11 protein-coding genes and 1 pseudogene are annotated in these 12,763 nt (G+C 67.1%); 4 read left to right on the plus strand and 8 right to left on the minus strand.

Annotation, left to right across the window (positions count from 1 at the left end):
- Positions 1-406 (plus strand): annotated as a pseudogene (locus J0F76_RS14010) (hypothetical protein); the annotation flags it as partial.
- A gap of 3 nt (positions 407-409) precedes the next feature.
- Here the strand turns inward: J0F76_RS14010 and J0F76_RS14015 are convergent.
- Together J0F76_RS14015 and J0F76_RS14020 are read right to left on the minus strand one after the other, a co-directional pair.
- Positions 410-1,414: a TraB/GumN family protein gene (locus J0F76_RS14015; RefSeq protein ID WP_242690218.1), complete on the minus strand. Its 1,005-nt coding sequence runs from the start codon at positions 1,412-1,414 to the stop codon at positions 410-412.
- Positions 1,415-1,448: 34 nt separating this feature from the next.
- A complete protein-coding gene (locus J0F76_RS14020) occupies positions 1,449-2,813 on the minus strand; it encodes a glycosyltransferase (protein ID WP_207470362.1) in 1,365 nt (454 codons plus the stop codon).
- A 214-nt stretch (positions 2,814-3,027) separates the two neighbouring features.
- Here J0F76_RS14020 and J0F76_RS14025 point away from each other — a divergent pair, with 214 nt between their 5' ends.
- Positions 3,028-3,315: a co-chaperone GroES gene (locus J0F76_RS14025; protein WP_089386456.1), complete on the plus strand. Its 288-nt coding sequence runs from the start codon at positions 3,028-3,030 to the stop codon at positions 3,313-3,315.
- A gap of 35 nt (positions 3,316-3,350) precedes the next feature.
- Positions 3,351-4,988, plus strand: a complete 1,638-nt coding sequence (gene groL, locus J0F76_RS14030) for a chaperonin GroEL (RefSeq protein WP_207470364.1) — start codon at positions 3,351-3,353, stop codon at positions 4,986-4,988.
- A gap of 52 nt (positions 4,989-5,040) precedes the next feature.
- Here groL and J0F76_RS14035 read toward each other — a convergent pair whose 3' ends face one another.
- The gene (locus tag J0F76_RS14035; RefSeq protein WP_207470366.1) at positions 5,041-5,418 is read right to left on the minus strand and encodes a DUF1622 domain-containing protein; all 378 of its coding nucleotides are present in this window, start codon (positions 5,416-5,418) and stop codon (positions 5,041-5,043) included.
- 110 nt (positions 5,419-5,528) lie between these two features.
- Here J0F76_RS14035 and J0F76_RS14040 point away from each other — a divergent pair, with 110 nt between their 5' ends.
- Positions 5,529-5,978 (plus strand): DUF892 family protein, encoded by a 450-nt coding sequence (locus J0F76_RS14040; RefSeq protein WP_207470368.1) that lies wholly within the window; start codon positions 5,529-5,531, stop codon positions 5,976-5,978.
- 36 nt (positions 5,979-6,014) lie between these two features.
- Here the strand turns inward: J0F76_RS14040 and J0F76_RS14045 are convergent, their stop codons facing one another.
- The 5 genes from J0F76_RS14045 to J0F76_RS14065 all read right to left on the minus strand — a co-directional run bounded on the left by J0F76_RS14045 (position 6,015) and on the right by J0F76_RS14065 (position 12,747).
- Positions 6,015-7,541 carry a Ppx/GppA family phosphatase gene (locus J0F76_RS14045; RefSeq protein WP_207470370.1) on the minus strand — a complete coding sequence of 509 codons (1,527 nt, stop codon included), beginning with the start codon at positions 7,539-7,541 and terminating at the stop codon, positions 6,015-6,017.
- Between the two features lie 56 nt (positions 7,542-7,597).
- Positions 7,598-9,763, minus strand: a complete 2,166-nt coding sequence (locus J0F76_RS14050; protein WP_207470372.1) for an RNA degradosome polyphosphate kinase — start codon at positions 9,761-9,763, stop codon at positions 7,598-7,600.
- Between the two features lie 28 nt (positions 9,764-9,791).
- Positions 9,792-10,490: a P-loop NTPase family protein gene (locus J0F76_RS14055; protein WP_207470374.1), complete on the minus strand. Its 699-nt coding sequence runs from the start codon at positions 10,488-10,490 to the stop codon at positions 9,792-9,794.
- Positions 10,491-11,705 carry an AI-2E family transporter gene (locus tag J0F76_RS14060; RefSeq protein WP_207470376.1) on the minus strand — a complete coding sequence of 405 codons (1,215 nt, stop codon included), beginning with the start codon at positions 11,703-11,705 and terminating at the stop codon, positions 10,491-10,493.
- A gap of 76 nt (positions 11,706-11,781) precedes the next feature.
- The gene (locus tag J0F76_RS14065) at positions 11,782-12,747 is read right to left on the minus strand and encodes a glycosyltransferase family 8 protein (protein ID WP_207470378.1); all 966 of its coding nucleotides are present in this window, start codon (positions 12,745-12,747) and stop codon (positions 11,782-11,784) included.
- Positions 12,748-12,763: the final 16 nt, after the last annotated feature.

Raw genomic sequence — 12,763 nt, forward strand, 5'->3', positions numbered from 1 at the left:
CGCCCAGGCCGAAGCGCAGGCCCGCGCCCAGGCCGAAGCCCGCGCCCGTGCGCAAGCCGAGGCAGAGGCCCGCGCCGCAGCCGCCCGCCAGCAGCGCTATGCCCCGCCCGAAGCCGAGGACGAGCCCGAGGTCGCGGCCAACATTCCCGACGGCCGCACGCCGACCACGGCCGGCACCGCCGCGACCGTCAAGGACGGCATCCAGATCAGTCGCACGCAGATCATCGGCACCATCGGCGCCGGCAAGGCCAGCCGCGCCCTGGTGCGCCTGTCGAACGGCCGCGTCCTGACGCTGCGGCTGGGCGACAAGATCAACGGCGGCACGATCACCGACATCGGCGACAGCCGCATCACTTTCGTCAAGGGCGGTCAGGCCCAGGCGCTGTCGGTGCTGGGTGGCCGCTAGACGTCAGCCGTCCAGCCGCTCGATCCTCCAGCCGTCCCTTTCCAGCAGGCGCAGCACGCCCTGTTCGCCGGGCAGGTGCAGCGCCCCGAACCCCGCGACGATGCCTTTCCCCTGCGCGGCGGCATCCCGGGCCCCCCGGGTCAGCGGGCCGATCCAGCTTTTGTTCCGCGTGTCCATCAGCCGCTCTTGCGCCAGTTCCATCTGCGCGTCGATCTGCTCTCGCGCCAGTCCCGAATTGCGATAGGCATCGAAGCGACCGAACTCCCAGATGGCCCAGACATCGCCTGCGAAATAGGCGTCCGTCAGCGTCACGGCATAATCGTCGGCATGGGCGGCGGCGGGCAGCGCGGCGCGGACCATCTCGATCTCCTGCTCGGGCGTCAGGTCGCGGAACAGGGTGAAGACGGTATCCCAGGGTTCCAACGCGCGAACCGGCACGTCCAGGGCCTCGGCCCGATCCACAAGGCGGTGGTCCAGGCCCCGGGCACTGTCGTCGGCCATCCGCTCCATCATGCAGGGGCTGATCCCCAGCATCATGGCCACGTACCAGGGCCGCAGCTTCGAGGTGATGACGGCCGGCGTTCCCCGTTCCGCCATCGCCCTGGACAACTGGTTCCAGTCGCGGTCATCCAGCCGTTCCGGCAAGGTCGGCCCGGCCTGATCGACCATCAGCGTCGGATCGGCCGACAGGGCGTCGGTCAGCCTCTTTTCCTCGGCCGGTCCCGCCTCGACGAAGACAACCGCAGCATCGGCGATCACGGGCTCCAGCCGGGCCAGCATCGCGTCGTGGCGCGGGTCGCCGAAATGATAGGTGCCGACCAGTGTCATCGACTGGTCGCCCTTGCTGGCGCGCCACAGCAGGCCCCGGGCATAGGGAACGGTCTCGACAGCGGCGTCGATCTCCGCGCGCTGCTGCGGCGTCATGGCGTCAAACAGATCGGTGCCGACGCATTCCGCCCCGGCACAGGCCGCCATGGCGAAAAACAATCCTGCCGCCAGTGTCGTCATTCGTCGCATGAGGGCTCCGGTATGTTGGCGATCCCTAAGCTGCCATGCCCGGAGGCCGACATCCAGCCCCGCGCCGCGCATCCCCGGCGGGCACGGCGGCATCGGGCCGATGCATGGGCTGCGGCAGGGTTTCCAGACCCTGTTGCACCGCGGCCCAGACCGTCGCGATCTGGCGCGCCTTGGCCGACCAGGTGAAATCCTCGGCCACGCGCTGGCGGCAGGCCCTGCCCTTTGCCGCCAGGGACGGAAGATCCGCCAGGACAGCATCAAGCGCCTGCCGGATGCCGCCGGTTATCCGGTCGCGATCGCCCAGGGGCACCCGCCATCCGGTGCTGTCGTCCACCAGTTCCGCAGGCCCGCCATAATCGACGACGACCGGCGGCACCCCCAGGGCCATCGCCTCGAGCACGACGCCGCCGCCGAATTCGCGAATCGATGGAAACAGAAGGAGGTTGCACGATGCCAGAAGGCCCTGCACCTCGTGATGTTCCTTCCAGCCATGGAAGGTGACGCCTCCGGCGACCCCCTCGGATCGGGCGAGGGCCTGCAGTTCCGACATTTGCGGGCCATCTCCGACGATGTCGAATGTCATGCGCCCCTCGCGGATCAGGGGGGCGGATGCCTTCAGGGCCATGTCGACACCCTTCAGCGGAACAAGCCGGCCAACAAAGCACGCCTTCACCGGCAGACTGCCATCCTGCCCCGCGACCAGGTGGAAACGGGAAAGATCCACCGCGTTTTCCGGCAGATACACCGCCTTCCCCGCAAAGCGCGAAGGCACCTCGGACAGGGCGAAGCTGGACCCGCACAGGATCGCCGAGGCGGATCGAAGCATCCGGGCGCGTGCCGGATGAAGGCGGTACAAGCCCCGGACGCGCGACAGCCATTCCTTTTCCCGCCGCTGTTCCGACGCAAAGCCCTTGGGCCAAGGCACCCCGCCGTTGATGGGTCCGAACAGGAACGGGACGCCGGCGGCGGCGCATCGCGCGGCGATCGGGCTGTTGACGACCGGGGACACCGGCGTGATGCGATGGACAAGATCGTATGTCCCGGCGCGGATGTCGGCGCCGAAACGCTGCCAGACCAGCCTTTCGAAATAGCCGTAGCCCAGCGACGAGATCAGCTGCGTCGTGGTCCAGCCCACCCCTTTTCCCATGCGCAGCTTCCCGGCAAGCGCGAACAGCGGCTTGGCCAGGGCCTCGCTGTCGATGGCCGTGAAGTCGCGCTCCTCGACCATTCCGGCACGGAGAAAGGCGTCGCGATTGCGGATCTGAGTCACCACGTGGACATCGGCCACCTCGCGAAGGGCCGTGGCAAGCGACCAGCCGATCAAGGGCACCGAAACCCATTCCGGGTTGGCAGCCTCGGCCAGAAGAAGGACCCTGGGGCGATTAACCATATTCAACCTCAAAGACTTACACGAATATGGCACCCTGATTAGGCGGCCCGGCCCGGTCCTCAAAGAAATGGCTTCGGACAATTCGACTCGAATTTTTCAGAGATCCTGGTCGTTGACAGGACAAGGTCCGTGGCCTAGATCACGGTCATTGGCACTCGCCTGCCGTGAGTGCCAACAGCGCAACACTGCAACCTGAAACACGGAGTGTTCACCAATGGCATTCACACCGCTGCACGACCGCGTCCTGGTCCGTCGCGTCCAGTCGGACGAAAAGACCAAGGGCGGCCTGATCATCCCCGACAGCGCCAAGGAAAAGCCCGCCGAGGGCGAGGTCATCTCGACCGGCGAAGGCGCGCGCAAGGATTCGGGCGAACTGATCGCACCCTCGGTCAAGGCGGGCGACCGCGTGCTGTTCGGCAAATGGTCCGGCACCGAAGTCACGATCGACGGCGAGGAGCTGCTGATCATGAAGGAAAGCGACATTCTGGGCGTTATCGCCTGATCCGCAACCTTCACCTATAAATTCAGGAGAATCAAATGGCTGCGAAAGAAGTCAAGTTCAACACGGATGCTCGTGACCGGATGCTTCGGGGCGTCAACATCCTGGCCGATGCGGTCAAGGTGACGCTGGGTCCGAAGGGCCGCAACGTGGTGATCGACAAGTCCTTCGGCGCCCCGCGCATCACCAAGGACGGCGTCTCGGTCGCGAAAGAGATCGAGCTGTCGGACAAGTTCGAGAACATGGGCGCGCAGATGGTGCGCGAAGTGGCCTCGCGCACCAATGACGAAGCGGGTGACGGCACCACCACCGCCACCGTGCTGGCCCAGGCCATCGTCAAGGAAGGCATGAAGGCGGTCGCCGCCGGCATGAACCCGATGGATCTGAAGCGCGGCATCGATCTTGCGACCTCCAAGGTGGTCGAGGCGATCAAGGCGGCCTCGCGTCCGGTCACCGACAGCGACGAAGTCGCCCAGGTCGGCACCATCTCGGCCAACGGCGAGGCCAATATCGGCCGCTTCATCGCCGACGCCATGCAGAAGGTCGGCAACGAGGGTGTGATCACCGTCGAGGAAAACAAGGGCATGGAGACGGAAGTCGAAGTGGTCGAGGGGATGCAGTTCGACCGCGGCTATCTCTCGCCCTATTTCGTCACCAACCCCGACAAGATGATCGCGGATCTGGAAGACGCCTATATCCTGCTGCACGAGAAGAAGCTCTCGTCGCTGCAGCCGATGGTTCCGCTGCTGGAAGCCGTCATCCAGTCGGGCAAGCCGCTGGTGATCGTCGCCGAGGACGTCGAAGGCGAGGCCCTGGCCACGCTGGTCGTCAACAAGCTGCGCGGCGGCCTGAAGATCGCTGCCGTGAAGGCTCCGGGCTTCGGCGATCGCCGTAAGGCCATGCTGCAGGACATCGCGATCCTGACCGGCGGCCAGGTCATCAGCGAAGACCTGGGCATGAAGCTGGAAAACGTCGGCATCGACATGCTGGGCCGCGCGAAGAAGGTCTCGATCAACAAGGACAACACCACCATCGTCGATGGCGCCGGTGAGAAGGCCGAGATCGAAGCCCGCGTGTCGCAAATCCGTCAGCAGATCGAGGAAACCACCTCGGACTATGACCGCGAGAAGCTGCAGGAACGTGTGGCCAAGCTGGCGGGCGGCGTTGCCGTCATCCGCGTCGGCGGCATGACCGAAGTCGAAGTGAAAGAGCGCAAGGACCGTGTGGACGACGCGCTGAACGCGACCCGTGCGGCCGTTCAGGAAGGCGTTGTCGTCGGCGGCGGCGTGGCGCTGGTTCAGGGCGGCAAGGCGCTGGAAGGCCTGACGGCCGAGAACTCGGACCAGGAAGCGGGCATCGCCATCGTGCGCCGCGCGCTCGAGGCTCCGATGCGCCAGATCGCCGAGAACGCCGGCGTCGACGGTGCCGTGGTCGCGGGCAAGGTCCGCGAGTCGAGCGACAAGGCCTTCGGCTTCAACGCGCAGACCGAAGAATATGGCGACATGTTCAAGTTCGGCGTGATCGACCCGGCCAAGGTGGTGCGCACGGCGCTGGAGGACGCGGCCTCGGTCGCGGGCCTGCTGATCACCACCGAAGCCATGATCGCCGAAAAGCCCGAGCCGAAAGCGGCGGCCGGCGGGATGCCCGACATGGGCGGCATGGGCGGCATGATGTAAGCATCCCTGCCCTTCGGCAGACACGGAAAGGGCGCCGGAAGGCGCCCTTTTTTCATTGCACCTCGTCTTCCTGACGAAGGTGGCTCAGCTCCCGTTCCAGGAAGAACGAGATCAGCGACCGGATCGCCACCAGCCCGCCCAGAAGCATGATGTTGTCCAGCGACAGGTCCAGCATGGTGCGGATCAGGTCCGCGACGATCAGCACTTCCAGCCCGGACAGGATGTGGCGGCCCAATGTCAGGCGGCCCAGGTTCAGCTTGTGGCTGCGCTGGTGGGCGTCGCGCTGCAGGATCTCGCCCGAGGCGAAGGCGCGGGCGAACTGGACCAGGCCCAGCAGCAGGATCGCGATGGCGAACAGCTCGATCACCACCACCGTCCATTCGAACACCGGCGTCGCCCGGCCAAGGTGATCGGAAAGCGAAAAGGTCATGGCATGGTCCATCGGCGGCGCCCCTTGGGCGGGGCATGGCAATTGTTAACGGAACAAACGGAAACCCGAACGGTTCAGCTTGCCGACACCGTCATCATCACGAGGCAAGCATGGCTACCACCATCGGCACCGAAGACAACATCCGCGACCTGGTCCGCAACCTGATCCTGCTGGAGCACGACGCCATCGCGGCCTACGAGTCGACCATCAAGCGCCTGTCCGACGCCACCCTGTCCCAAAAGGTCGAGGAGTTTCGCCGGGATCACCTGCAACATCTTGAGGTACTTCGAGAAATCGCCGCCGAGACCGGCGTCGAGGCACCACAGGAAGGTGATATGAAGCAGCTTCTGACCACCGGCAAGATCGCCCTGGCCGACCTGTTCGGCGACGCTGCCATCCTCAAGGCCATGGCCACGAACGAGAACGACACCGTCACCGCCTACGAGCGCGCGTCAGCCCATTCCGACGCGATCGAGAAGTCGCGCGCCTTCTTCCAGAAAGCCCTGGCGGACGAACAACGCCACCGTGCCTGGATGCAGACCACCGCCGAGACGCTGTAACCACCGGCTGCCCGCCTGGCGATCAGGCGGGCGCAATCACCTGATTTCGCCGTCAAGCCCCAATGCGTTGCAAAGCGACCGGAAGCGCGCTTCGGCAACCTCGCCCATCAGCTTCCTGCCGGTGGGCGTCAGCTTCAGGACCAGCGTCTTGCCGTCGATGGTCATCTGACCGGCATCGGCGGGATCGTCCAGGGCGAACATGGCGCCAAAGCGCATCGCCTTGCCCAGCACCTCGGCATCGTTGATCTGGTCGTCGGTAAGCAGCTTGAACAAGGGCGCCATGGGCGAACCCGCCCGGCTGTTCTTGTAGCGGTGCAGCAGCGCCAATCCCAGGAACACACGCTCGGGGTGGCTGAGCGCGGCCATGTTGGCGCGGGTGACGTTGTCGAAGCAGGCATCGGCGCGGTAATCGGGATGGGCGCGCCAGCTTGTGTCGTGCAGCAGGCAGGCCGCGCGGATCAGGCGGTCGCGTTCGGGCGGCGCCTCCTGGAACAGCGGCTGCAGGAACTGGTACAGCTTCTTGCCCGATCCCGGCATCCGCGCCATCTGGCGTTCGGTGAAACGCGCGGCCTCGATCAGCGGATCGCGCTTGCGCAGGCTGTCGGACATCTGCTCGTACAGCAGGCCTTCGCGGATGCCATAGCTGGACACGGCCAGTTCCGTGGGCGCGAAGGTCTCGGCCAGTTGCGCCAGGACCATCGACGCCAGCGGCACGAGTTCCATGCGAGAGGCCGAAATCTCGACCTGGGACCGCAGGCCGTTCAGGTCGTTGGCGGCGATCCAGGCCACGGTGTCGGACACGGCCTTGGGCGTCATGCGGTATTCGTGCAGCACCGTCATCGGATACGAGGTGCGCTCCATGTCCAGGCGGGCAATGGCGCGCCACGATCCGCCGACCAGGTAGATGCGTTCGTGATGGGTGCCCATCACCTGCGCCAGACCGGCCATCACCTTCTTGATGTGCTTGCGCAGGCCGTCCTTGCCGCCGGACACCTGTTGCAGCCGGAACGGCCCCAGTTGCGAGGACACCCGCTTGCCGACCTGGCCGTCCGCGACCTCGGCCAGTTCCATCGAGTTGCCGCCGATGTCGCAGACCAGACCCTTCGCGTCGGGCCAGCCCAGCAGAACGCCCTGGGCGGACAGGCGGGCCTCCTCCTCTCCGTCGATCACGTGCATCCTGATGCCGGTCTCGCGTTCGACGCGGTCCTTGAAGGCGGGGCCGTCGGCGGCCTCTCGCACGGCGGCGGTGGCCACGCAGGTCAGGGGGTCGATGTCCATGCCCTTGGCCAGGGCCGCGAAACGCTGCAGGGCGGCAAAGCCGCGCTCGACCCCCTCGGGGTTCAGGCGGCCGGTCTTGGCCATCTGGGCGCCAAGCCCCGCCATGACCTTTTCGTTGTAGAAATAGGCGGGCGAGCGGGCCGCGCCGTCGAAGACCACCAGCCGGATCGAGTTCGATCCGACGTCCACGACGCCCACGCGCGACAGCGCGCGCTTGGGCAGTTTCTCGAACATCTTTCCGAAAGGCTCGACCGTCTTGCCGGTCGTGGTTCGTACGCCGTTCATCGCGCCTCTCCTGCTTGCCCGTCTCGCGCCGTTAATGACCCGCCCCCGCAGGGGCGTCAATCGTTCGAATGGGTGAGCGCCGGAACGTCGCCCGCCCCCGCCGTGCCCCGCCCGGACAGCGAGGGGTGGTCCATGAAGAAGCGGTGACAGTTGAACAGGTCGTCGCGTCCCTCGGGCAGATAGCGCACGAACCGGCCATCGGGTTGCAAAAGCCAGCTTTGCGCCTCGTCCGCCATGTTGGCGGCCATGATCTGGCTGACGATCTGCGCCTTGACCGTGTCGTTCATGCATTCGACCAGCGTTTCCACGCGCCGGTTGAGGTTGCGGTCCATCCAGTCGGCGGAACTGATGAAGACCCGCGCCCGCTTCGACGGCAGGCCGTAGCCGTTGCCGAAGCAGACGATGCGCGAATGCTCCAGATAGCGGCCGACGATGGACTTGACGCGGATGTTTTCCGACAGGCCCCGGATGCCGGGGCGGATGCCGCAGATGCCGCGCACCACAAGGCTGATCTTCACGCCCGCCGCGCTGGCGGCGTAAAGCGCGTCGATCACGTCCCGTTCGATCAGCGAGTTCATCTTGGCCCAGATCGCGGCGGGGCGTCCCTGCCGGGCCAGTTCGGCCTCGCGTCCGATCAGCGAGATCAGCCGGTCCTTGAGGTCGATGGGCGAGATCGACAGGTTCTCCAGCCCCGCGGGCTGGACATAGCCAGACAGGTAGTTGAACACCTTTGTCGCGTCCCGCCCAAGCGCCGGATCGCAGGTGAACAGCGACAGGTCGGTATAGATGCGCGCCGTGATCGGGTGATAGTTGCCGGTCCCGTAATGGGTATAGGTGACAAGGTTGTCGCCCTCGCGCCGGACGACCGTGCTGATCTTGGCATGGGTCTTGTAGTTCACGAAGCCATAGACGACATGCGCGCCCGCCCGTTCCAGGCGGCGGGACTGGCGGATGTTCGCGGCCTCGTCAAAGCGGGCCTTCAGTTCGACAAGGGCGGTAACGGACTTGCCCGCCTCGGCGGCCTCGCACAGGGCATCGACGATGGGGCTGTCGCGGCTGGTGCGGTACAGCGTCTGCTTGATCGCCAGCACGTCCGGGTCGCGCGCGGCCTGCGCCAGAAAGCGCACCACCATGTCAAAAGTCTCGTAGGGGTGGTGCAGCAGCATGTCCTTTTGCCGCATGGCCGCGAACATGTCGCCGTCGTGGTCCTGCACGCGTTCGGGCACGCGGGGGGTGAATGCGGGCCATTGCAGGTCGCGGCGCCCATCCAGCACCAGTTCGGACAGGTCGGCCACGCCCAGCAGCCCCTCGACCTCGATCACCTCGTCGGGGCTGACCTCAAGCTCGTCCATGATCAGGCGGCGCAGGCGGTCGGGCGCGCCGCGCGTGATCTTCAGGCGGATCACGCTGCCCCGGCGACGGCGCTTCAAGGCGGTCTCGAATTCGCGGACCAGATCCTCGGCTTCCTCCTCGACCTCCAGGTCGCTGTCGCGCAGGACGCGGAAGGCGCAGTGGCCCGTGTCGCGGTATCCTGGGAACAGGCTGGAGAGATGCATCAGCAGCAGGTCCTCCAGCTTGAAGAAGCGTTCCCCGCCCGGCAGGGCGATGAAGCGGTTCAGTTGCGCGGGGATCGGCAGCAGCGCCTGCATCTGCCGCCCGTCGGTTTCGCGCGACAGTTCCAGGGCCAGCGAGAAGCCGGTGTTCGGGATGAAGGGGAACGGGTGGGCCGGGTCGATGGCCAGCGGCGACAGGACCGGAAACACCTTGCGTTCGAAATGATCGTGCAGGAACTCCTCCTCGGCGCGGGTCAGGCGGGACCGGGACAGGATGACGATCCCCTCCTCCTCCATCTCGCGGCGCAGGCGGTTCCAGACGCCCTGCTGCGCGCCCATCAGGCGGCGGGCGTCGGCGTTGATCATCGACAACTGTTCCGCCGGCGTCAGCCCGTCGTCGGACGGCGTGGCGTTCCCTTCGCGCACCAGTTCGCGCAGGCCGGCCACGCGGACGGTGTAGAACTCGTCCAGGTTGGTCGCGCTGATCGACACGAAGCGCAGCCGTTCCAGCAGCGGTACGCGCGGATTGCGCGCCTCGTCCAGCACCCGCCAGTTGAAGGACAGCCAGCTGATCTCTCGGTTAAAGAACCGCGAGCCGTTTTGCGGCACCCCCTCGGGCAAATCCTGCGGTTCGGGAAAGGGGCTCCGAAGGAAATCTGCTTGTGTCATGGTGCTGACCTCGGGGGGCTTCGACGATTCATGGTTCCCCCTCGGATAGACCGTTCAGCAACTCGGCTGCAATGCGGCGCGTGATCGGGCGCTTGTCGGCCATGGCGGTGCGGTCCATCGCGGCGACCAGCCGGCGGGCCAGGCCCAGGTCGCGCGGCATGTGCAGGACCAGCCAGTCGATCAGGTCCGCCGAGACGTTCTGCTGACGGTCCGCGAACAGCTTGACCAGCACGGCGGCCAGCAGGGATTCGTCGGGCGGCATCAGCCGGACCTGCGGCATGGCGTCCATGCGGCTTCGCAGGTCGGGCAGCACCAGCCCCCAGTCGCGCGGCGGCGTCCGCGCGGTCAGCAGCAGCAGGCAATCGCGCGGCGCGCACAGGTTCCACAGGTGGAACAGCGCCTGTTCGGCCCCCGCCGCCCGGCCCGCGCGGTCGGCATCCTCGATCACCAGCGCGCCGCCCTCGGTGGCAAGGTGGTCGGCGGCGTCGGGGCGAAGGGCGGCCGCCTTCATGCGCCGGGCGCCGTTCTCGGCCGCCCAGAAGGCCGTCAGATGCGACTTGCCCGCGCCTTCCGGCCCGATCAGCAACATCCGGCCCTGCGGCCAGTCCTGCGGCGCATTCAGCGCGGCAAGCGCCGCCCGGTTCGCCGGCGCGGGCAGGAAGTCGGCGCGGGAATGGGCGGGCGGCGTCGTCAGGTCCAGGGTCAGCTGGCGAGAGGTCGCGGCCATCTATTCGACGTCGTGCTGCCTGCGGGCGACTTCCTCGCGCATGATCTCGATCTGGCCCTTGGCGCGGTTCTGGTCGGCGCGGATGCGCGCATCGCGGATGGAATTGGCGACGGTGCCTTCGGGAACCAGTTCCACCAGCACCGGCTGGCCCGGATCGGGCGGCAGCGCCTGCCCGGTGAACAGCGCGCTTTCCTGGTAGCGCTGCGTCAGGAAGCGCCCGACGACACCAAGTGCTGCGGCCAGCGGCACGGCCATCACCATGCCGACGAAACCGAACAGCGCACCGAAGACCGACAAGGCCAGCAGCAGCCACACGGGATGCAGGCCCACGTGGTGGCCGACGATCTTGGGCTGGAGGTAGTTGCCCTCGACGATCTGGCCGATGGCGAAGATCGCGATCACAAGCCCGATCCACAGCGGATCGCCCCAGAAGCTGAACAGGGCGACCCCGATGGCAGTGGCGCCGCCGATCAGCACCCCCACATAGGGGATGAAGGACAGAAGCGCGGCCATGATGCCGATGAAGAAGCCGAAGGGCAGGCCCACGACCATCAGCCCGATGGCATACCAGGTGCCCAGGATCAGCATCACCAGCCCCTGCCCGCGCACGAAGCCCGACAGCGCCTCGTCGATCTCTCGCGACAGGCGGCGCAGGGTGGGCGCGTGCTCGCGCGGCAGCAGCGTGTCCACGCGGTCCACCAGGTGGTCCCAGTCCAGCAGCAGGTAGAAGGCCACGACCGGCACGATCACCAGGATGGCGATGGCGCTGATGATGCCGCCCACGGAACTGAGCAGCCGTGACGCCAGCGTGCCCATCTGCTCGCCCATGGCGGCGCCCAGGTCGGTCAGGGCCGTGCCGATGCTGCCATCGGCGGGCAGAAGTTCGGGAAAGCGGTTGGACAGGAACATGCGGCCCTGTTCCAGCATCTCGGGCGCGGTCTCGATCAGCGAGGTCGCCTGGCGCAGCATCACCGGGACGACCAGCAGCACCACGGCCGCGAAGGCCAGCACCGCCGCGACGGTGATCACCACCACGGACATCACGCGCGACAGGCCCGCGCGTTCCAGCCGGTCGGCCACCGGGTCCAGCAGATAGGCGACGCCCGCGCCCAGGATGAAGGGCAGGATCGCCTGGCCCAGCAGCCACATCGCCAGCAGCAGCGTCACCGCCGCCACGCCCCACCACATCAGCTGCTTGTGTATCGGTATGCGCATCCTGCCTCCGGGGGGTTTGCCTTCTCTGTGGCCCGTCGCGGACAGACTTGCAAGAACCGCTTGACCCGCAAGGGGATCAACGCGGATCGACCAGCGTGTATTCGTCGGAAAAGCGGGCAAGGTAATCCAGCATCGGCCCCGCCGCCCGCCATTGGCGCAGAAGGCTGCGGCCCAGGTCCCGGCGCGCCGGCCAATGGCGCCGGTCAGGATCGGCCGGGCGCGGCGCATCGGGGAAGTGTTCGGCCAGGAAGGCGCCATAGGGCAAGCGCCACCGCATCGGCACGACCCCTGCCGAACGGTCCTGCCAGGGCTTCGCCGGGCCGATGAAATGGATCAAACAGGGGTCCGCCATGCCGGACAGGTGGCTGGAGGCCCAGGTGAACTGCCAGTTCCACAGGGGGCTGATCTCGGCCCAGTCGCCGCGCAGCGTGCCGTTCAGCAGGGCCTGGTCGCGCCCCAGGCCCTTCAGGTGCCGGCGGGCAAAGGCCGCGCATCGTGCGGGCAGGTCCTGCGCGGCCCAGGCCGCGGTGTCGATCATCACCACGCCCGCGTTGAAGTAGGGCGCGGCGGGCCAGCCCAGGCGGCGAAAGTCGGGCACCCGCTTGGCCGGGTTGCGCCATTGGCGGTTGTCGCGCACGGCGGCAACCGCCCGCCCGCGCATGTCGGCGGCCAGCAGCCGCGCCGGATCGCCGCGTTCATGCAGGATGTCGGCATCCAGCACCAGGATGCGCCGGTAAACCCCGGCAAGGGCCGAGGCGAGGAACACGTCCATATAGGTCGCAAGGCTGCGCCGGTCGTCCAGCGGCAGCGCATCCTCGACCAGCGGCAGGCGGGCGGCGACATGGCCGATGCCGGCGGCGCGCAGGACGGGGGGCAGGTCCAGCGGCTCGGGCGATCCGATCAGCAGGTCGCAGGCCGGGGCCGTCCGGGCCAGTTGCAGCGCCAGCACCGCCGCATAGGGCAGGTAGTTGCCGTCGCAGGCGATGATGACGGCGCGATCGTGCCGCGGTGACCAGCCGGGCGAGAAGACGGGGTCGGACATCGGGCGCTTCCTCCTG

Source organism: Paracoccus fontiphilus (assembly GCF_017356265.1).
GTDB classification, from domain to species: domain Bacteria; phylum Pseudomonadota; class Alphaproteobacteria; order Rhodobacterales; family Rhodobacteraceae; genus Paracoccus; species Paracoccus fontiphilus.

What these genes read in the sequence shown, in the direction of transcription:
- J0F76_RS14015 (WP_242690218.1), bottom strand. Translation starts at nt 1,414, where the DNA reads ATGACGACACTGGCGGCAGGATTGTTTTTCGCCATGGCGGCCTGTGCC.
- J0F76_RS14040 (WP_207470368.1), top strand. Translation starts at nt 5,529, where the DNA reads ATGGCTACCACCATCGGCACCGAAGACAACATCCGCGACCTGGTCCGC.
- groL (WP_207470364.1), top strand. Translation starts at nt 3,351, where the DNA reads ATGGCTGCGAAAGAAGTCAAGTTCAACACGGATGCTCGTGACCGGATG.
- J0F76_RS14055 (WP_207470374.1), bottom strand. Translation starts at nt 10,490, where the DNA reads ATGGCCGCGACCTCTCGCCAGCTGACCCTGGACCTGACGACGCCGCCC.
- J0F76_RS14045 (WP_207470370.1), bottom strand. Translation starts at nt 7,541, where the DNA reads ATGAACGGCGTACGAACCACGACCGGCAAGACGGTCGAGCCTTTCGGA.
- J0F76_RS14035 (WP_207470366.1), bottom strand. Translation starts at nt 5,418, where the DNA reads ATGACCTTTTCGCTTTCCGATCACCTTGGCCGGGCGACGCCGGTGTTC.
- J0F76_RS14060 (WP_207470376.1), bottom strand. Translation starts at nt 11,705, where the DNA reads ATGCGCATACCGATACACAAGCAGCTGATGTGGTGGGGCGTGGCGGCG.
- J0F76_RS14020 (WP_207470362.1), bottom strand. Translation starts at nt 2,813, where the DNA reads ATGGTTAATCGCCCCAGGGTCCTTCTTCTGGCCGAGGCTGCCAACCCG.
- J0F76_RS14065 (WP_207470378.1), bottom strand. Translation starts at nt 12,747, where the DNA reads ATGTCCGACCCCGTCTTCTCGCCCGGCTGGTCACCGCGGCACGATCGC.
- J0F76_RS14025 (WP_089386456.1), top strand. Translation starts at nt 3,028, where the DNA reads ATGGCATTCACACCGCTGCACGACCGCGTCCTGGTCCGTCGCGTCCAG.
- J0F76_RS14050 (WP_207470372.1), bottom strand. Translation starts at nt 9,763, where the DNA reads ATGACACAAGCAGATTTCCTTCGGAGCCCCTTTCCCGAACCGCAGGAT.